The organism is Klebsiella sp. CN_Kp073 (assembly GCF_040065495.2).
Lineage (GTDB): Bacteria > Pseudomonadota > Gammaproteobacteria > Enterobacterales > Enterobacteriaceae > Klebsiella > Klebsiella aerogenes.
In genome coordinates this window covers 3,264,729-3,284,005 of record NZ_CM198051.1, presented here as the reverse complement: position 1 = coordinate 3,284,005, position 19,277 = coordinate 3,264,729, and the positions used below count along the sequence as shown (strand labels likewise).

Below are 19,277 nucleotides of genomic sequence, written 5' to 3'. Positions count from 1 at the left end.
CCGCAGGGAGAAGGGGGCCTCTTTGGCCGCATTGGATGCCAACTTACCGCCGTTCATCGGTCCGTCTTACCCTTTTATTTACGTCTTACCCCCTTGCTAAGCAGGTTTGTTACCCGGTCTTTGTGCCCGCAAACTGTCGTCGGCATGGGGGGAATGCGTCATGGCTGCTAATCTTCCTGCAGAAAACGCCGCTCAGGCGGGAAAACCGCGTCTGCGTAAATCGCTCAAACTGTGGCAAGTGGTGATGATGGGGCTGGCTTATCTGACCCCCATGACGGTGTTTGATACCTTCGGCATCGTTTCCGGCATCAGTAATGGCCACGTTCCAGCCTCTTATCTGCTGGCGCTGGCTGGGGTGCTATTCACCGCCATCAGCTACGGCAAGCTGGTGCGCCAGTTCCCGGAAGCGGGTTCGGCCTACACCTATGCGCAAAAATCAATTAGCCCGCATATCGGTTTTATGGTCGGCTGGTCCTCACTGCTGGACTACCTGTTCCTGCCGATGATTAACGTCCTGCTGGCGAAGATCTACCTCTCCGCGCTGTTTCCGGAAGTGCCGCCGTGGGTGTGGGTGGTGACCTTTGTCGCCATTCTGACCGCGGCGAATCTGAAAAGCGTCAACCTGGTGGCCAACTTCAATACCTTGTTCGTGCTGGTGCAGATCTCCATCATGGTGGTGTTTGTGATTCTGGTGGTACAAGGGCTGCATAAAGGCGAGGGCGTTGGTACCGTTTGGTCGCTGCAGCCGTTTATCAGTGAGAATGCGCATTTGATCCCGATTATTACCGGCGCGACGATTGTCTGCTTCTCGTTCCTCGGCTTTGACGCCGTTACCACGCTTTCAGAAGAAACCCCGAATGCCGCGCGGGTGATCCCGAAGGCCATCTTCCTTACCGCAATGTACGGCGGCATTATTTTTATCGTCGCCTCGTTCTTTATGCAGTTGTTCTTCCCGGATATCCATCGTTTTAAAGATCCGGACGCCGCGCTGCCGGAAATTGCGCTGTACGTCGGCGGCAAGCTGTTCCAGTCGATTTTTCTGTGCACCACTTTTGTTAATACCCTGGCATCGGGCCTGGCGTCGCACGCCAGCGTGTCGCGCTTGCTGTACGTGATGGGCCGCGATAACGTCTTCCCGGAGCGCATTTTCGGCTATGTGCATCCGAAATGGCGTACCCCGGCGCTGAACGTGATTATGGTGGGCATCGTCGCGCTGTCGGCGCTGTTCTTCGACCTGGTGACCGCGACGGCGCTTATCAACTTCGGCGCGCTGGTGGCTTTTACCTTCGTTAATCTCTCGGTATACAACCACTTCTGGCGGCGTAAGGGGTATAACAAAACCTGGAAAGACCGCTTCCACTACCTGCTGTTGCCGATGGTCGGCGCGCTGACCGTGGGGGTACTGTGGTTGAACCTTGAGGCGACCTCGCTGACGTTGGGTCTGGTGTGGGCCGCGCTGGGATTGCTTTATCTGACCTACCTGACCCGCCGTTTCCGTAAACCGCCGCCGCAGTTTGACGCGACGAAAGCGGAGCAGGCCTGGGAGTCGTAATTCGCCGTTACTATGACAACAAGGCAGGCAAGCCTGATGTCGAATAAGGGCTCCATGTTTATCATGGAGCCCTTTTTAATGACTTGTATATCTGCTTTACCCCATTTTTTGTTTTTTTGTCGGCTTTAAATGAATGTTTTTTATTTCCGCTCTGAATGTAATGGGCTGGTAATATTATATATTATGGAATAATAAACTTATATTTTAATTTTGTGTTGCCGGGCGTATTATTTTTGAGTGACCCTGTTTTATCAAAAGGATATTTGGTTGTGACAGAACAAACGAAAATAATTCAATTACAGGATACGTTAAACCGTTATTTGCTTTACTTTCCGCGAAGCAAAAATATGGCTGCCGATGTGTATTCTTTTATAGGCGAAGAGACGCTCAGTAAGCCGTGTATTTGACTATAAAGCTGGTAAGTTCTGGGAAGATCTACTGCATCGTGCAGACTGGCGAGATCCTTTGAGTTTGAACCAACAGGCAATTGAATATTATCGTTCCGGTAAATTGCCTGCAGCTGTAACCAAATTCTTTATGAACAAACCGAATGAAGTTTTACCCACGGGCAAGTTTGGAGTGTTAAACGAATTTAACAATGCGACCAGGGCGAGGCCATCCCGCGATCTGGCTGCCGGTAATCAGGAAGTGGCAAACCTGCAGTGGGAGATGCCGAAACCCAAAAGTGACAGGGAACTGGATATAGGAAACCAACGGTCAGCTCTCGATATTTAGGGAATATTTATGAAGCAGAGATACACATCAGGGACCGTTCTGGCGGCCATGCTTATGGTCGTTGGATGTCAGGCGCAACAACCGCCGACGCAGGTTATTTATCGTTTCGATGACCACCGTTATCTGGAGCTGAAAGGTTGGGACTGTGAGGGCGAACTCTGGTACACGGATACGCTGAGGGGGATTCATACCGAACCGGTAAGTCAGTTCTACCGAATTTTTACCAAAAAATTTATCCACCCTTCTGATCGCTATACATTACCGCGGAACTGAATTTATCGTCTGGTTACGTGGGGGAGATAACTTCTGTGTGGATGAATTGAGGAGGGTTCTGGAGCACCTGAACATCCCTAACGCCAACGCCTGTGAAGTGGAATACCTTACCGAGTGTCCTGAATACGGCATTGTAGGTAAATGGATCGCTGCGCCCGATGACAACGTCATTAACCGAATCGTCATTACTGTCGATATGCATGAAGAAGACAGTGATTCAAAAAGTATGGAAAGCGCCTGTGCGTTTTCGTTCACTAATCACTATGTCAGAGCAGTAGGCGAAAAGCCGGTATATCTTTACCAGCCGATATCCGTCATTGCTGATGTAGAAGAAAAGATCCCAGTCTATCTGGAGGTTAAGTCCGTTACTGCGCCTAAAACACTGTGGTATACAGGATTGCCCAGAGTGGATAAATACCCATTATTGCTTTTGGCGCCGGTGTGTCATTGACTGTTTTAGCCGTCAATAAGGCATATCAACATATGGGGTATTGAGCTGAATTTTATTGTATTTACGGGAAGAAGCCGACCGTGAGATCGGCTCCTGTCCCTGTTAATACGCAGCCCGGGTGTAAAGATTGGCAAAGTGAAATTATTTCTTTTTTTTATCGGTTGGCAACTGAGCGGCGCGGCGTTCTTTGATATAGGACACCAGACTGTAAACGGCGACTCCCAGCAGAGCAATCGCCACGATAAAGAGCACAAAACCCGACATAAATTAACCTAATGAGTTGTTTAAACAGAAGAAAAAATAACGCCTCACGAAGACGATATCATCGGGATGTTTCCGAAAGATGACCTAAAAGTGCCAAAGGCATCCGGCATGGCTCGTTATGTTAAAGTATTGATGGTGTTAATGGGTTTATGACGCTCTGTGGGCGTCCTGGCGTTGGATGTAACACTCCGTTAAGTCAATTTACAGACGAACGGGGCTGCGGCTGTTACGCTAATCGTTGAATGAGAATTTTCTGAGAGTAATGCATGTTTAAAAAAAGTCTCGCCGGCCTGCTTGCTTCGGCGCTTATGCTGACGGCTTTTGCCAGTTGGGCGCAGTCGGAAAGCCAACAGGTTCGCGAACGAATTGTCGAGCAGGTGTTAAAACCCTGCGAAGGTAAAAAAGCCGGGGATAAAGTGGTTATGGTCGATCGCCGGGGCGGCGAACATGAAGCGATTTGTACGTTGGCGGCGGTGCCATTACCGGAATAGACGCCGCTTTCGCCACTCCCTCTGCGACACTCATCCTGACTCTGTTTTATGCCTTTGGTAGCGGTTAAGTTCATACCAACTGAGGTACTCCCGGGTTATGGTTTGCGCTTTATCCGGGCGACCGGCGGTGCCGTTTTTTGTCGGGTGCGGCTAACGCTTTACCCGATCTACGGTCCGTGCGGCCTGCCGTTAATTTCTTCACCACGCTGGCTGACACTACTGGTGCTGGTGATCCCAAAACCCCCGGTGGCGCTGCCGCTTACCGGGGCTACAGCGCTGGGCGATTTGGTAGCCCGGAGAAGGCGCAACGCGCCGCCTCCGGGAAAAAAAACTGGCAGCGATTAGCCGCCCTCTGTGCGCTCCCTGCGCCGCGGAAAACATATGGCAGAAAAATTAACCGGGAGCGCGATATACTCTGGAGCGACACGAGATAAACGCTTTTCTCAAGCTAAAAAGTTGTAAACCGATAACAGTATCTACGGTCCTGAATCTGCCGCTCCCGGCCATCTCTGAAGTGTTAAAAAAGCGACCGACGCCTCAGTTTGCGAGCCATTGCCCGCAAAAATGCCATAAATCCGTCACAATGATGGCGATGATAATAAATGACTGAGGATGAAGGGATGAAAAAAAGTCTACTCGCCGCCGCGGTGGCCGGGGCCGTATTGTTATCCGCCGGCGTGCAGGCGCAGGACGCCGTTGCGCCAGAGGGCTATCAGCTGCAACAGGTGCTGATCATGAGCCGCCATAACCTGCGCGCGCCGCTGGCCAATAATGGCAGCGTACTTGAGCAGTCGACGCCGAAATCCTGGCCGCAGTGGGATGTACCAGGCGGTCAGTTGACCACCAAAGGCGGCGTGCTGGAAGTCTACATGGGTCACTATATGCGTGAGTGGCTGGCGCAGCAGAAGCTGGTGACCAGCGGCGAGTGCCCGCCGGAAAATGCGGTTTACGCCTACGCCAATAGCCTGCAGCGCACCGTTGCAACCGCGCAGTTCTTTATCACCGGCGCTTTCCCGGGCTGCGGGGTGCCTGTGCATCATCAGCCGCAGATGGGAACCATGGATCCTACTTTCAATCCGGTCATTACCGATAATTCAGCCGAATTCGCGCGAAAAGCGGTGCAGGCGATGGAGAAAGAGCGTCAGGGGATGCAGCTCGCTGAGAGCTACAAGCTGCTGGAAGAGATGACCGACTATCGCAATTCGCCATCCTGTAAAGAAAAGCATGTCTGCTCGCTTAGCGACGGTAAAGATACCTTTAGCGCCAAATATCAGCAGGAGCCGGGCGTCTCCGGGCCGCTGAAGGTCGGCAACTCGCTGGTCGACGCCTTCACCCTGCAGTACTACGAAGGTTTTCCGAAGGATCAGGTGGCGTGGGGCGAAATTGCCAGCGATAAGCAGTGGCAGGTGTTGTCGAAGCTGAAAAATGGCTATCAGGACAGCCTGTTTACTTCCGCGGAAGTGGCGCGCAACGTCGCTAAGCCGCTGGTCAAATATATCGATAATGCGCTGGTGGGCGATGGCGCCGGTAAGGCGAAAGTAACGCTGCTGGTCGGGCATGATTCCAACATCGCTTCGCTGCTGAAGGCGCTGGACTTTAAACCTTATCAGTTACCTGGTCAGTATGAGCGCACGCCCATCGGCGGCAAGTTGCTGTTCCAGCGCTGGCACGATAGCGGCAGCAATCGCGATTTAATGAAAATTGAGTATGTCTATCAAAGCACTGAACAGCTGCGCAACGCGGATGCCTTGAGCCTGCAATCCCCGCCGCAGCGGGTCACGCTGGCGCTTAACGGTTGTCCGGTAGATGATCAGGGATTCTGCCCGCTGGAGACGTTCAAAAAGGTCATGAACGAGGCGGCAAAATAAAACAAAAAACCCGGAGCAATCCGGGTGAAGAATTAGCGCGGGCGCAATGCCCGCGTAATTGAGCTATCAGACGTTTTTACGTTCGATGGTCTGTTCGCCCCAGAAGAGGCTGTCTTTGTCGGTTTTGGCGAAAGCTCGCGACAGCACCTCATCGCTGCCTTCTTCCCAAATTTTCTCCGCCAGCTTTTCATCGTAATTCGCGAGTTCGAAAATGGCTTCGGCGATTTCCAAAGAGGTATTACGTAAGCTTGCCCATTCGCCCACGTGGTGGGCCTTCGCTTCTTGGTTCGGCATGCAACTCCTCCTGTTGAAGGTTAGCCGTGTAATTTCACAGCCACATTGGCGACGTGTTCACCCTGATAGCGGGCGATAGCCAGCTCTTCCTGGCTTGGTTGACGGGAGCCGTCGCCGCCTGCGATGGTGGTTGCGCCATATGGCGTGCCGCCGCGCACCTGGGAGACATCAAACAGCTCCTGCGCGCCGTAGCCAATCGGCACAATGATCATCCCATGATGGGCAAGGGTAGTCCAGGTTGAGGTAATTGTCTGCTCCTGGCCGCCGCCGGTACCGGTTGAACTGAAGACACTGGCGACTTTGCCATACAGCGCGCCAGACGCCCACAGACCGCCGGTCTGATCCAGGAAGGTGCGCATTTGTCCCGACATATTGCCGAAACGGGTAGGGGTACCAAAGATGATGGCATCATACTCCGCCAGTTCCTGCGGTGTGGCGACGGGCGCATTTTGTGTTTTCCCGCCTGCTTTGGCAAACGCTTCAGCCTGCATAGTTTCCGGCACGCGCTTCACAACCACCTCAACGCCGTCAACTTTATTTGCCCCTTCGGCAACGGCATGGGCCATGGTTTCGATGTGTCCATACATGGAATAATAAAGCACCAGAATTTTAGCCATTTGCATCACTCCTCGGTTGCGTAATTGTCCAGCCAAACGACTGGCTATCTATAAAGATAAGGCCTGTGGCGCAGAGTGCAAATCCAACAAACATTTGTTTGATTTATAACAAAATGGCAAAGATTAATTTGCAACGTATCTCGTAGCAAATAGATACATTTTGCGCAGGGCTAATTTCAGCTGAGAGAAGAAATGCTTAGCGGTTGCGCTCGCGGCTGGCGTCTGGTTTTGGCGATTAAATGTTGCGGAATGTGACTATTTGCCCAGGGAATGAGTTTCATTTACTACGCTTATAAGCACGCGATGCATAATGGCCATGCCATATGCCGCGGGGGCTTAGGCCCTGAACTCACCTAATGCAATATGATGTCAAATCCAATGGAGGTCAGTAATGGCAAACCATCGTGGCGGTTCCGGCAACTTTGCCGAAGATCGTGCCAGAGCATCAGAAGCAGGTCGTAAAGGTGGCCAGCACAGCGGGGGGAACTTTAAAAACGATCCTCAACGCGCCTCGGAAGCTGGCAAAAAAGGGGGTAAAAATAGTCACGGCAATCGCAATAGCTAGCCGGGACTGTCTTTAATGATGCGGTGTTAATCTCCCCCGACCCTGCCGCATCACCCTCGCCGCCGACGTATGTCGGCGGTTTTTTTGTCAATGGGTGTTGCTTTCGGCCTGAAGCGCCTGCGAAACTGGTTAGCTATTTTTTGCTATTGGTCGCCGCATGTCTTCGCTCAAACTCTCAATAACGCCGCAGGAACTGATCCTGATTGTGATCACCATGTTCTGGGGCGGAACCTTTCTTGCCGTACAATACGCCGTGAGCTTTAGCGGGCCGTTTTTCTTCGTCGGCCTGCGCTTCGCCACCGCCGCGCTGGCGGTGGCGCTACTGTCGCTGCGTACGCTACGCGGCCTGACCTGGCTTGAGGTTAAGGCCGGTGTCGCGATCGGCGTGGCGATTGCGCTCGGTTACAGCCTGCAAACCTGGGGCTTACAGTCCATCTCCAGCAGTAAATCGGCGTTTATTACCGCCATGTATGTACCGCTGGTACCGCTGTTGCAGTGGCTGTGTCTGGGGCGCATGCCCGGCGTCATGTCCTGCGTGGGCATCGTGCTGGCGTTTATCGGGCTGATCCTGCTGGCGGGGCCGGAAAATAATCTGCTGGCGTTGGGAATTGGCGAAATGATTACCCTGGCAAGCGCCGTGGCTATCGCTGCCGAAATCATTTTAATCAGCGCGTGGGCGCGTCAGGTCGATGTGCGCCGGGTGACGGTGGTACAGTTGGCGACCGCTTCGCTGGTGGCTTTTGCCGCGATGGGCCCGGCAGGGGAGTCTATCCCGCCGATGCGCCCGGAACTGCTGGCCGTCGCGCTGGGGTTGGGGATTTTCAGCGCCATTATTCAGGTCACCATGAACTGGGCGCAGCGTAGCGTATCGCCAACGCGGGCGACGCTGATTTACACCGGCGAGCCGGTTTGGGCGGGCGTGTTTGGTCGTATCGCCGGCGAGCGTTTGCCGCTGCTGGCGCTGGTGGGCTGTCTGTTTATTCTCGCCGGGGTACTGGTCAGCGAGCTGAAGTGGAAGAAAAAATCACGGTCGCAGATCGCGGCGGAGGAAGCACCAGAGCTTGCGGATCGGCACGAGCCCTAATTTTCGCCCCGGCAGCCGCACCGCCGGGGCGAACCCATCCCTGGTTATATCGTAGTGGCTTTCGCCACCTTTTCCTGATGCTGGCGGCGGTTAAGCAACGCATGCAGCGCAATAGCGCCGAAAGTCGCCGTCCCAATCCCGCCCAGGCGGAAGCCCCCCAGCGACAAGGTAAAATCGCCTGCGCCCAGAACCAGCGTCACCGCCACCATGATTAAATTCGCATTCTGGCTGAGATCGACCCGATTCTGCACCCATATCCTCGCCCCGGTGACCGCAATCAAACCAAAAACCACGATTGACGCGCCGCCAATGACCGGGCCTGGAATCGTATGAATCAGGGCGCCGAACTTGGGTGAAAAACCGAGCAGGATGGCGATCAGCGCCGCGGCGACAAACACCAGCGTTGAATAGACTTTGGTCACCGCCATAACGCCGATGTTCTCTGCATAGGTGGTGACGCCGCTACCGCCGCAGGCGCCGGAAAGCATGGTCGCTAGCCCATCGCCGACAAACGCGCGCCCCATCCAGGGATCCAGATTGCGTCCGGTCATTCCCGCGACGGCCTTCAAATGCCCCAGGTTTTCCGCCACCAGAATGATGGCCACTGGCGCTATCAGCAGCATCGCCTGGCTGTCAAAGGTGGGCGAAGTAAAGTGCGGAAGCCCAAACCATGCCGCCTGAGCGACAGGGGCAAAATCCAGCGGTTTGCCAAGACCGAATCCATTGGCCAGCAGCGCATAGAGCGCACAGGCGATAATGAGCCCCACCAGGATCAGCAGACGCTGCAGCAGTCCTCGGGTAAATACCGCGACGGCGCCGATACAAAGCACCGTCAGCATCGCCATCCAGCTGTCGAAGGCGTTGGCGGAAACGCTGTGCACGGAAATCGGCGCCAGGTTAAGACCGATCGCCATCACCACCGCGCCGGTTACCGCGGGCGGCATCAGACGCTCTATCCAGCCGGTGCCGATTTTCATCACCACCAGCCCAATCAGGGTATAGAGCAGCCCGCAGGCGATGATGCCGCCGAGGGCGACGCTGAGATGAGGATTCAACCCCTGACCGGTAAAGCCGGTAACGGTGATGACCACGCCGACGAAGGCGGCGCTGGATCCAAGATAGCTCGGTACCCGACCGCCGGTGACGACGAAGAACAGCAGAGTGCCCACTCCCGACATCAGGATAGCCAGGTTTGGATCAAGCCCCATCAATAAAGGCATTAATACGGTCGCGCCAAACATCGCCACGGCGTGCTGCACGCCCATGATCAGCGTTTGTGCGGCGGATAAACGTTCATCCGGGGCGACAACGCCGGCATCCGCGGCGGGGGAGGTTAACTGCCAGCGAGGAAAACTGAAGAGTGCCATGATGATATCCCGGGTGAGAGGTTAACAAACGGGCCGCATAAGCGTGTGGTAGCCGCGGTCAAACCACATCAGACCGCGCGGTTCCTGTTGGCGTGTGATAGCCACGACCTGGCAAAACAGAATGTCATGGGTGCCGACCTGCAGCCGCTGGTCGATGCGGCAGTCGAAACTGACCAACGCCTCTTTCAGCCGCGGGCAGCCGGTCGCGCCTGTTTGCCAGACGGCGGCGGCGAAACGTTCCGCCATCGGGGTTTTGCCGCCAAAGATAGTCGATAATTCCTCCTGCCCTGCCGCGAGGGTATTGACGCAAAGGGTCTGATGCTCGCTGAATATCGGCCAGACCGAGGCCGAACGGTTGAGGCACACCAGCAGCGTAGGCGGGGTGTCCGTTACGCTGCAGACCGCGCTGGCGGTAAAACCGGCGCGCCCGGCAGGTCCTTCGGTGGTGATAATGTTCACCGCCGCGCCGACGTGGGCCATGGCGTCGCGAAAACTGTGTTGATCCGCTAGGTTCATTATCGTCTCCTTATGCCAGCAGGCAGGCTTCATCAAAGGTCAGGCGCGGCAGTCGGTCGTACAGTTTGCCGGGGTCGCCATAGCCAATATTCACCAGCAGATTGCTTTTCCAGCCGCTGTCGGCGAAAAACGCCGCATCGACTTTCTCGCGCTCGAACCCCGACATCGGGCCGGTGTCGAGGCCCAGCGAGCGGCAGGCGAAAATCAGATACGCCGCCTGCAGCGAGCTGTTGCGAAAGGCGGTTTCCTCAGCCAGCTGCGGGCTGGAAGTAAACCAGCTCCGGGCGTCGCCGTGGGGAAACAGCGCGGGCAGGCGGTCGTAAAACGCGCTATCCCAGGCCACGATGGCGGTGACCGGCGCCTGCATGGTTTTTTCCACATTGCCGCTGGAGAGCGTTGGGCGGAGTTTCGCTTTGCCCTCGGCGCTGCGCACAAAAACGATTCGCGCCGGTGAACAGTTGGCCGAGGTCGGCCCCATTTTCATCAGGTCGTAAATTGCCCGCAGTTGCTGGTCACTAACCGCGTGATCCCGCCAGCCATTGTAGGTCCGGGCACGGGTGAATAGGGTTTCGCAAGCCTTTTGGCTTAATGCTTCGCTCATATATTCTCCTCGGCGACCGGCAGCAGGGTCGTCAGGCCGTCGCGTAAAATAGGGTTAAAAGTGTCGCTGTCGGTAACGTTGCAGGCATGGCCGCCCCAGGCCATTTCCACGAGTCGGCTACCGGGTATCGCCGCCTGCAGCATTCGCGAGCAGGAGGCGGGGACCAGCAGGTCGTCGGCGGCGCTGATGATGAGCGTCGGGCAGGCGATAGCCGCCGCGCGGCGCGAAAAATCCGCCTGTTTCAGGGCCTGCAGCCGTTTCAATAGATTCTCCTTGCCCTGGAAATGGCTAATGGCCAACGCGTCTTCCGCTTCGAGACGCGGCAGGCGGGCTGCCATCCACTCTGCCGGATAGAGAAACAGCGGTTGAGCCTCGACCCACGCCTGAACGCCGCCGGCATGCAGCAGGCGTTCGCGGACCTGAAAGCAGCGGCGGGTATGCGGCGACAGCGTCAGCCAGCCGTTGACCAGCACCAGGGCGCTGACCGCGCGTGGATAGTCGAGCGCCAGCTGCAGGCCAATCAGCGCCCCCAGCGCGTGGCCCACCAGCGCGAAGCGCGTGAGACCGGCCGTTTGCAGAGCGAGGAAAAGCTCCTGCGCCATGGTCGCCATACTGTAATTTTCCGCCAACGGGCCGCGATTCTCCCCGGTACCGTTATGGTCATAGAGCACCAGTTGATAATGCTGTTCCAGCGCCGCCCGCTGCGCCAGCCAGTACGCGCCAGCGCCGCCAAGCCCGGCGCTCAGCACCACCACCGGCGCGCCGGGCCACGGCGGCGGGGCAATATTGAGCCTCATCATGTTGGAGTACCGATATGGGCGACGCTGGCAATTTCCACCAGCGCATCGGGTTTCACCAGCCCGCACTGAATACAGAAACGCGCCGGTTTATCACCGGGGAAAAACTCGGCGTAGACCTCGTTAATCGCGACGTAATTTTGCCAGTCGGTAATAAAGATACTGTTGAAGGTCACATCCGCCATACTGCCCCCCGCCGTTTCGATAACGCATTTGATGGTCTCCAGCACGTGACGGGTTTGCGCCTTTGGGTCGCCGGGGTAGAGCACATTGTTTTGCTTATCAAACGGCAGAGTGCCGGAGACATACACCACCCCGTCGGCGAGCGTCCCAGGAACAAAGGGGGCAATCGGCGTAGCGGTGCCGGGGGGAATAATCACCTGTTTAGGCATAGCGTTTCTCCTCGCAAAAAGCGAGCGGGGCGGCGGGTTCTATGGCGCGACAGAAGCTGCCGACATCGCTGACCCAGCCGAAAAAGGTTTCAATGTTGAACAACGCCGCCTGTTGCGCGAAGGCGGGGCCTGCCTGATGGGTGGCATCCTCCAGCACCACGCCGAAGTATTCGAGGAAGAAGCCATCGCGCAGCGTCGATTCGACGCAGACGTTGGTGGCGATGCCGGTGAACACCAGGTGGCGAATACCGCGGCTGCGTAAAATGCTGTCGAGCGGGGTATTGAAGAAACCGCTGTAGCGCGGTTTCGGCAGGACGATATCGCCCTCCTGCGGCCGCAATTCGTCAACCAGTTGATAATCCCAACCGCCTTTTGCCAGCAGCTTGCCCTGCAGTTCCGGGCGTTGGCGCATGGTCTTCAGCGCGTTGGATTTATGGTAATTCGGCGAGCCGGGGCCGCCGGCTTCCACATACTGTTCGTCCCAGCCATTCTGGAACCAGATAATTAACATGCCGGCGGCGCGGGCGGCGGCCACCGCGAGATTAATATTATCGATAACCGGCCGGGTGGCGGAGACGTCAAAACCGGCGAGATCCAGATATCCGCCCTGGCTTGCATAGGCGTTTTGCATATCGACCACGATCAGCGCGCTGTGCTGGGGCGCGAAGGTCAGCGATTCCGGGCGAGCGGGAAGGGTAATCATCAGGCCACCTCGCGGGTAATGGGAGCAATATGGTCACGGCAGCGCATCAGCGGCTGAATACGTTCGCCGAAGGCGTCAATGCCCAGCAGGAAATCATCGAAGGTCAGCAGTACGCCGTCGGTACCGGGGACCGCCGCCACCTCATCGAGCATACGGGCAACGTTGGCATAAGAGCCGACGAGGGTGCCCATATTGATGTTGACCGCGGAGGTGGGGTCGGCCATCTGGCGGACGTTGGTATCGCTGCCGGAGCGGGTATCTTTCTGGCTCTGTTCGGTCAGCCAAGCCAGCGCCTCTTCATCCGCGCCGGCCTTGTAGTGTTCCCATTTAGCGCGGGCCGCTTCGTCAGTTTCGTCGGCGATCACCATAAACAGCACGTAGGAACCAACGTCGCGGCCGGTTTTTTCCGCCGCCTGCATCATCCGTGCGGCGGTGGGCGCGAAGGCGGCGGGGGTATTAACCCCTTTGCCAAAGCAAAAGTTGTAGTCGGCGTGTTGGGCGGAGAACGCCATGCCGGCGTCGCTTTGCCCGGCGCAGATAACCTTCATCGGCTGCGAGGGCCGCGGGCTGACCCGGCAGTCGTTCATGGTGAAGTAATCACCTTTAAAATCGCTGCGCCCGGTGCCCCACAGGTCGCGCAGAACCGTAACGTATTCAGTCAGGTAGTCATAGCGACTGGCGAAGTATTCATCGCCGGGCCAGATCCCCATCTGGTCATATTCCGGTTTTTGCCAGCCGGTCACCAGATTCACGCCAAAACGTCCGCCGGAGATAGAGTCGATAGTGGACGCCATGCGGGCGACGATGGCCGGAGGGAGCGTCAGCGTCGCGGCGGTGGCATAAATCTCTATCTTCGACGTCACCGCCGCCAGACCGGCCATCAGGGTGAACGATTCCAGGTTATGATCCCAGAATTCCGTTTTTCCTCCAAAGCCGCGCAGTTTGATCATGGAGAGCGCGAAGTCGAAATGGTAGCGCTCGGCCTTCTGCACAATCGCCTTATTCAGTTCGAAGGACGGCATATACTGCGGCGCATGCGTGGAAATTAACCAGCCGTTATTACCAATGGGAACGAAAACACCGATTTTCATAACTACCTCTCTGTCGTCATGGAAGATGAAATCGCGCGGTGCGGCATCCTGCCTCTCCCCGAACCACCTCGCAGTGGAAATAAAGCAAAGGTAATGCCAGTTTTAAAAAAGGTTTTGTTATTAATATGTTGTGTAATGGTTGCCGGATTTGATGATGAAAATGTGGACCGAATGGTCAAAATCAGTGCACGAAAAAACGGCAGTCATGCGCGATCGGAGTGCGCAGGGTCGTGTCGGCGAGGGGCTTTTGCTATGCTGAAGACGACTACTGAAGGAGAAGACGTATGGCACAGGGCGCCGTGAAAAAAACCGGCAAGCGTTCACAGGCGGTGAGCGCCAAAAAAGAGGCCATTCTGGCCGCTGCGCTGGAGACCTTCTCGCAGTTCGGCATTCACGGTACGCGGTTGGAGCAGGTCGCTGAACTGGCCGGGGTATCGAAAACCAATTTACTCTATTACTACCCGTCAAAAGAGGCGCTGTACGTTGCCGTGCTGCAGCGGATCCTCGCCATCTGGCTGGCGCCGCTGCGGGCATTTCGCGAAGATATCAGCCCGCTGGTGGCGATCCGCGAATATATTCGCCTTAAGCTTGAAGTATCGCGCGATCATCCTCAGGCCTCCAGACTGTTCTGTCTGGAGATGCTACAGGGGGCGCCGCTGCTCATGGGCGAACTGACCGGCGATCTGAAGGCGTTGATAGATGAAAAGTCGGCGATAATCTCGTCATGGATTGATAGCGGCAAGCTGGCGGCGGTCGATCCGCAGCACCTTATCTTTATGATCTGGGCGACGACGCAGCATTACGCCGATTTCGCCACTCAGGTGGAGGCGGTAACCGGCGCAACGCTACAGGATGAGCAGTTTTTCCAGCAAACCGTGGATAACGTGCAGCGGATGATTATCGAAGGGATCCGCGTACGTTAATTAGCTGGCGGCAGCGGGCAGTTTTGGTCGCCGTCTTCGCACTGAAGCAGCGAGGCGAGGAAGGCTTCGCGCTCGACGCTCTTATCGGTCATGCACTGGCTTATCAGCATCGGTTGCATACTGCCGCCTTCCGCGCCGGAAGCGAGAAACGCGCAGTCGGCGTCACGCAGGGAAATCCACGCCTGCTGGGCTTTTTTCAGCAATTCAAGCTGTTTGCCGGAGGCGCGTTTCAGCGCCTGCTCCCAGGTCTCATTCAGCTTTTTATCGGCCGCCTGATATTGTGCCGCGGCGCACTGGTTCATTTCGGTTTGCGTGTTGGCGTTGCTGCAGTCATCCGCCCACGCCGCGCCGCTGGCTAATAGGGCAGCCACGGCAATTAAAGTGCGTTTCATCGTTCTACTCCCATAAAAAAAGCTCCCGTCCGGGAGCCTTAATTAAGCACAGCTAACGTCGGCTGTCATTAGTTGAACACGCCGTAGATTTCCCGGATGGCGGCCGGGCTACCCTTTGGCGGGGTTATGTAGCCCCGGTAAGCGTAGCGCCACCGGGGAGCCCGTTTTAGCCGATGGTCATCAGGCTGGCGTTACCGCCTGCCGCGGCGGTGTTGACGCTCAATGAACGCTCGATATACAGGCGCTCCAGCAGCAGATTGGTTTCGCCGCGGGCAAAGCCCTGCACCGATACAATTGCCCCGTCGCGCGCCGCCACCTGCTCACACAGCTCGCGCAGCTGATCGGAATCACCATGATAAATGACCGCGTCGAAGGCCTGACTGGTCAACTGATCCGCTTTCGCAAAATGAATCCGCTCGCTGACCTCACGCGGCAGTTTCTTCGCCAGTTCGCGCTGCAGGGCGCTATCCGGCCACAGCACTTCACAACCAACCGCCATCGCCGCCGCCAGCTGAATCAGCGCATCCTGCTCGTTATCCGCCACGCACAATACGCGCTCGCGCGGCATCAGCGTCAGGGTATTGCGCTCGCCGGTTGGCCCTGGCAGCAGGCGTTGGGTGCCGCTTTGCGCCAACTCGCTGTATTGCTGACACAGCGCCTGCAGTTCAGGACGGCCAGCCGCCCACTGCTGCAGCGCCTGCAGCGGTTTTTCCAGCAGCGTTTTCAACTGGGCGTCCAGCGGACGCTCCGCATCCTGGCGGGCGAAAGTGACGCCGACCGCGCCCTGCGGGCGACTGGACAGCAGACGATACAGGTACAGCGGGCCGCCGGCTTTCGGGCCGGTGCCCGATAACCCTTCGCCGCCGAACGGCTGTACGCCGACCACCGCGCCAACCATATTGCGGTTGACGTACAGGTTGCCGACTTTCGCGCTGCCGGTGACCTGCGCAATGGTCTCGTCGATACGGGTATGCACGCCGAGGGTCAAGCCGTAGCCGGAGGCGTTAATCTGCTCAACCAGCTTATCCAGTTCGTTACGGTTATAGCGCACCACGTGCAGAACCGGGCCGAAGACCTCTTTTTTCAGTTCGTCGAAGCTCTCGAGTTCGATAAGCGTCGGCGCCACGAAAGTACCATGATTCCACTCGCGGGCATCTTCGCTATTTTCACGTACCGCCTGGAAGACATTGCGGCCTTTCGCGCGCAGCGCCTGAATATGGCGTTCGATATTCTCTTTGGCTTCCGCGTCGATTACAGGGCCGATATCGGTGGTCAGGCGACCCGGATTACCCATCCGGCATTCGCTCATCGCGCCGCGCAGCATGGTTAACGTATGGTCGGCGACTTCTTCCTGCAGGCACAGCACGCGCAGGGCGGAACAGCGCTGGCCGGCGCTGTCGAAAGCCGAGGCCAGTACGTCAATCACCACCTGCTCGGTGAGCGCCGACGAGTCGACGATCATCGCGTTCATGCCGCCGGTTTCCGCGATAAGCGGTGTCGGACGGCCCTGCGCATCAAGGCGGTTAGCGATGTTGCGCTGCAGCAGCGTCGCTACTTCGGTCGAACCGGTAAACATTACGCCGCGAACGCGTTCGTCTGAGGTTAGCGCGGCGCCGACGGTTTCCCCGCGGCCCGGCAGCAGTTGAATCACGCCCGGCGGTACGCCGGCTTCCAGCAGAATCGCTACGCCTTGCGCGGCGATAAGCGGCGTCTGTTCGGCCGGTTTGGCCAGCACGCTGTTGCCTGCCGCCAACGCCGCGGCAATCTGGCCGGTGAAGATCGCCAGCGGGAAGTTCCACGGGCTGATACAGACGACCGGGCCTAACGGGCGGTGGGTTTCATTATCGAAATCGTCACGCACCTGACCGGCATAATAGTGCAGGAAGTCGACGGCTTCGCGCACTTCAGCAATGGCGTTGCTGAAGGTTTTGCCAGCTTCGCGCACCAGGATCCCCATCAGGGTCGGCATCTGGCTTTCCATCAGTACGGCGGCGCGCTCAAGAATGGCGGCGCGTTCCTGCGGCGGGGTGGCGAACCAGATTGGCGCGTTATTGATAGCGCTGGTCAGCGCCTGCTGCACTTCGGCATCGCTGGCTTCGCGGACGTAGCCGACGATATCTTTCGGTTCCGCCGGGTTAATGACCGGCTGCATCTCGCCTTCGGCCACCGGCTGCTCCAGCATCGGTAGCGCCTGCCATTTGTGCAGCGCGCTGTTAAGCAACGAAGAGGAGAGGGAGGCCAGACGATGTTCGTTAGCCAGATCCAGACCGGCGGAGTTGCTGCGGCCGTTACCGTAGAGATCGCGCGGCAGCGGAATTTTCGGATGCGGCAGACCGGCCTGACCTTCCTGCTGCGCCAGTTTTTCGACCGCGCTGACCGGATCGGCCACCAGTTCGTCCAGCGGCAGGGTATTATCCGCGATACGGTTAACGAAGGAGGTATTGGCGCCGTTTTCCAGTAGACGACGCACCAGATACGCCAGCAGCGTTTCATGGGTACCGACCGGCGCGTAGATACGACACGGACGGTTTAGTTTGCCGTCGGCGACTTTGCCCACGACCTGCTCATACAGCGGTTCGCCCATGCCGTGCAGGCACTGGAACTCGTACTGGCCAGGGTAGTAATTTTGCCCCGCCAGCTGGTAGATAGCCGCCAGCGTATGGGCGTTATGGGTGGCAAACTGCGGATAAATCAGGTTCGGTACCGCCAGCAGCTTTTTGGCGCAGGCGAGATACGAAACGTCGGTGTAGACCTTACGGGTATAAACCGGATAGCCTTCGAGGCCTTCCATCTGCGCGCGTTTGATTTCGCTATCCCAATAGGCGCCTTTCACCAGGCGAATCATCAGGCGACGGCGGCTGCGGGTCGCCATGTCGATCAGCGAATCAATCACAAACGGGCAGCGTTTCTGATAGGCCTGAATAACAAAGCCGATACCGTTCCAGCCGGCCAGCTCCGGTTCGAAGCATAGTTTTTCCAGCAGGTCGAGGGAGATCTCCAGGCGGTCGGCCTCTTCGGCATCGATGTTAATGCCGATGTCGTACTGGCGCGCCAGCAGCGTCAGCGATTTAAGGCGCGGATAGAGCTCTTCCATGACCCGGTCATACTGCGCGCGGCTGTAGCGCGGGTGCAGCGCGGAGAGTTTAATCGAGATACCCGGACCTTCATAAATGCCGCGGCCGTTGGAGGCTTTACCGATGGCGTGGATCGCCTGCTGATAAGAGACCATATAGGCCTGCGCATCGGCGGCGGTCAGCGCGGCTTCGCCGAGCATATCGTAGGAGTAACGGAACCCTTTCTCTTCCAGCTTGCGGGCGTTGGCCAGCGCTTCGGCGATGGTTTCCCCGGTGACGAACTGCTCGCCCATCAGGCGCATCGCCATATCCACGCCTTTGCGGATCAGCGGTTCGCCGCTCTTGCCAATAATGCGGTTCAGCGAGCGGGAGAGGCTGGTCTCGTTATGGGTCGACACCAGTTTCCCGGTAAACAACAGCCCCCAGGTGGCGGCGTTAACGAACAGCGACGGGCTGCGGCCGATATGCGATTGCCAGTTGCCGTTGCTGATTTTGTCGCGGATTAGCGCATCGCGGGTGGCTTTATCCGGAATGCGCAGCAGCGCTTCGGCCAGGCACATCAGCGCCACGCCTTCCTGCGAGGAAAGCGAGAACTCCTGCAGCAGGCTCTGCACCATGCCAGCGCGGCCGCTGGCGGTTTTCTGGTTGCGTAGCTTTTCCGCCAGCTGGTAGGCCAGCTTGTGCGCCTGTTCGCCTAACGGCTGCGGCAGACGGGCCTGCTCCAGCAACATCGGTACCGCATCGGTTTCCGGGCGTCGCCAGGCCGCAGTGATCGCCGCGCGGCTGACCGATTGCGGTAGAATTTGTTCGGCGAACTCCAGGAACGGCTGATACGGCTCGTCCGCCGGAGCGCCTGCTTCATCGCTTTCATTGGCGGCGCCGGAAAGGAGCGCCGGCAGTTCCGGTAGCGTCTCGTCGTTTTCCAGCTTTTCCAGATAGTTGAAGATAGCTTGCTTAATCAGCCAGTGCGGCGTGCGGTCAATACGGCTCGCGGCGGACTTAATGCGTTCGCGCGTGGCGTCGTCAAGTTTTACACCCATGGTGGTGGTGCCCATTGCGGGAACTCCTGTTAGCTATGTAATGCCCTTTTATTGGTTGCGTAGAAATATCACCTATGTTGCAACTTTGTGCAACCTTGTTAATTGTGACCTGGCTAGCAAGCTGAGAAATGAATGAATTGTTAATAGCCTTGATAAGATTTTCCAATAAATAGCCTCATTCAAATAA

At 57.1% G+C, this 19,277-nt stretch carries 20 protein-coding genes and 1 pseudogene; 9 read left to right on the top strand and 12 right to left on the bottom strand.

Features of this window, described 5'->3' with window-relative positions:
- The first annotated feature begins 160 nt into the window (after positions 1-160).
- The 4 genes and pseudogenes from ABLV66_RS16005 (at position 161) to ABLV66_RS15990 (ending at position 3,011) form a co-directional block, all read left to right on the top strand.
- Positions 161-1,552: an APC family permease gene (locus ABLV66_RS16005; protein ID WP_015367261.1), complete on the top strand. Its 1,392-nt coding sequence runs from the start codon at positions 161-163 to the stop codon at positions 1,550-1,552.
- Positions 1,553-2,017: 465 nt separating this feature from the next.
- Positions 2,018-2,287 carry a hypothetical protein gene (locus tag ABLV66_RS16000; RefSeq protein ID WP_047078730.1) on the top strand — a complete coding sequence of 90 codons (270 nt, stop codon included), beginning with the start codon at positions 2,018-2,020 and terminating at the stop codon, positions 2,285-2,287.
- Positions 2,288-2,296: 9 nt separating this feature from the next.
- Positions 2,297-2,542 (top strand): annotated as a pseudogene (locus ABLV66_RS15995) (T6SS immunity protein Tli3 family protein); the annotation flags it as partial.
- 55 nt (positions 2,543-2,597) lie between these two features.
- Positions 2,598-3,011: a hypothetical protein gene (locus ABLV66_RS15990; protein WP_348876178.1), complete on the top strand. Its 414-nt coding sequence runs from the start codon at positions 2,598-2,600 to the stop codon at positions 3,009-3,011.
- 141 nt (positions 3,012-3,152) lie between these two features.
- Here the strand turns inward: ABLV66_RS15990 and ABLV66_RS15985 are convergent, their stop codons facing one another.
- Complete coding sequence (locus tag ABLV66_RS15985) at positions 3,153-3,275, bottom strand: small membrane protein (protein WP_072251592.1); 123 nt, start codon at positions 3,273-3,275, stop codon at positions 3,153-3,155.
- A 266-nt stretch (positions 3,276-3,541) separates the two neighbouring features.
- Between ABLV66_RS15985 and ABLV66_RS15980 the strand changes: the two genes are divergently transcribed.
- On the top strand, positions 3,542-3,766 hold the full coding sequence (locus ABLV66_RS15980) for a hypothetical protein (protein WP_045396984.1): 225 nt from the start codon (positions 3,542-3,544) through the stop codon (positions 3,764-3,766).
- Between the two features lie 620 nt (positions 3,767-4,386).
- The gene (agp, locus tag ABLV66_RS15975; RefSeq protein WP_348876177.1) at positions 4,387-5,634 is read left to right on the top strand and encodes a bifunctional glucose-1-phosphatase/inositol phosphatase; all 1,248 of its coding nucleotides are present in this window, start codon (positions 4,387-4,389) and stop codon (positions 5,632-5,634) included.
- A gap of 66 nt (positions 5,635-5,700) precedes the next feature.
- Here the strand turns inward: agp and ABLV66_RS15970 are convergent, their stop codons facing one another.
- On the bottom strand, positions 5,701-5,928 hold the full coding sequence (locus ABLV66_RS15970; protein ID WP_015367252.1) for a YccJ family protein: 228 nt from the start codon (positions 5,926-5,928) through the stop codon (positions 5,701-5,703).
- Between the two features lie 20 nt (positions 5,929-5,948).
- Positions 5,949-6,545: an NAD(P)H:quinone oxidoreductase gene (wrbA, locus tag ABLV66_RS15965; RefSeq protein WP_015367251.1), complete on the bottom strand. Its 597-nt coding sequence runs from the start codon at positions 6,543-6,545 to the stop codon at positions 5,949-5,951.
- Positions 6,546-6,936: 391 nt separating this feature from the next.
- Here wrbA and ABLV66_RS15960 point away from each other — a divergent pair, with 391 nt between their 5' ends.
- Positions 6,937-7,110: a con-10 family general stress protein gene (locus ABLV66_RS15960; RefSeq protein ID WP_015367250.1), complete on the top strand. Its 174-nt coding sequence runs from the start codon at positions 6,937-6,939 to the stop codon at positions 7,108-7,110.
- A 157-nt stretch (positions 7,111-7,267) separates the two neighbouring features.
- Positions 7,268-8,194, top strand: a complete 927-nt coding sequence (locus tag ABLV66_RS15955; protein ID WP_045396980.1) for a DMT family transporter — start codon at positions 7,268-7,270, stop codon at positions 8,192-8,194.
- A 44-nt stretch (positions 8,195-8,238) separates the two neighbouring features.
- Here ABLV66_RS15955 and rutG read toward each other — a convergent pair whose 3' ends face one another.
- The 7 genes from rutG to rutA are packed head-to-tail and all read right to left on the bottom strand — an operon-like array spanning position 8,239 to position 13,661.
- Positions 8,239-9,561, bottom strand: a complete 1,323-nt coding sequence (gene rutG / locus ABLV66_RS15950; protein WP_348876176.1) for a pyrimidine utilization transport protein G — start codon at positions 9,559-9,561, stop codon at positions 8,239-8,241.
- Between the two features lie 21 nt (positions 9,562-9,582).
- Positions 9,583-10,077 carry an NADH-dependent FMN reductase RutF gene (gene rutF, locus ABLV66_RS15945; RefSeq protein WP_348876175.1) on the bottom strand — a complete coding sequence of 165 codons (495 nt, stop codon included), beginning with the start codon at positions 10,075-10,077 and terminating at the stop codon, positions 9,583-9,585.
- A gap of 10 nt (positions 10,078-10,087) precedes the next feature.
- Positions 10,088-10,678 carry a malonic semialdehyde reductase gene (locus tag ABLV66_RS15940; protein ID WP_045396972.1) on the bottom strand — a complete coding sequence of 197 codons (591 nt, stop codon included), beginning with the start codon at positions 10,676-10,678 and terminating at the stop codon, positions 10,088-10,090.
- The gene (rutD, locus tag ABLV66_RS15935; protein WP_348876174.1) at positions 10,675-11,478 is read right to left on the bottom strand and encodes a pyrimidine utilization protein D; all 804 of its coding nucleotides are present in this window, start codon (positions 11,476-11,478) and stop codon (positions 10,675-10,677) included. Before rutD ends, ABLV66_RS15940 begins: the two co-directional genes overlap by 4 nt.
- Positions 11,475-11,867 (bottom strand): pyrimidine utilization protein C, encoded by a 393-nt coding sequence (gene rutC, locus ABLV66_RS15930; protein ID WP_063414588.1) that lies wholly within the window; start codon positions 11,865-11,867, stop codon positions 11,475-11,477. Before rutC ends, rutD begins: the two co-directional genes overlap by 4 nt.
- Complete coding sequence (rutB, locus tag ABLV66_RS15925) at positions 11,860-12,570, bottom strand: pyrimidine utilization protein B (RefSeq protein ID WP_047078735.1); 711 nt, start codon at positions 12,568-12,570, stop codon at positions 11,860-11,862. Before rutB ends, rutC begins: the two co-directional genes overlap by 8 nt.
- The gene (rutA, locus tag ABLV66_RS15920) at positions 12,570-13,661 is read right to left on the bottom strand and encodes a pyrimidine utilization protein A (RefSeq protein ID WP_047066431.1); all 1,092 of its coding nucleotides are present in this window, start codon (positions 13,659-13,661) and stop codon (positions 12,570-12,572) included. Before rutA ends, rutB begins: the two co-directional genes overlap by 1 nt.
- 284 nt (positions 13,662-13,945) lie before the next feature.
- On the opposite strand from rutA, the gene rutR reads away from it, so the two are divergent.
- Positions 13,946-14,584 carry an HTH-type transcriptional regulator RutR gene (gene rutR, locus ABLV66_RS15915; RefSeq protein WP_045396960.1) on the top strand — a complete coding sequence of 213 codons (639 nt, stop codon included), beginning with the start codon at positions 13,946-13,948 and terminating at the stop codon, positions 14,582-14,584.
- Here the strand turns inward: rutR and ABLV66_RS15910 are convergent.
- Positions 14,581-14,976, bottom strand: a complete 396-nt coding sequence (locus ABLV66_RS15910) for a lysozyme inhibitor LprI family protein (protein WP_045396958.1) — start codon at positions 14,974-14,976, stop codon at positions 14,581-14,583. The genes rutR and ABLV66_RS15910 overlap by 4 nt on opposite strands.
- A gap of 166 nt (positions 14,977-15,142) precedes the next feature.
- Complete coding sequence (gene putA, locus ABLV66_RS15905; RefSeq protein ID WP_047050552.1) at positions 15,143-19,105, bottom strand: trifunctional transcriptional regulator/proline dehydrogenase/L-glutamate gamma-semialdehyde dehydrogenase; 3,963 nt, start codon at positions 19,103-19,105, stop codon at positions 15,143-15,145.
- Positions 19,106-19,277: the final 172 nt, after the last annotated feature.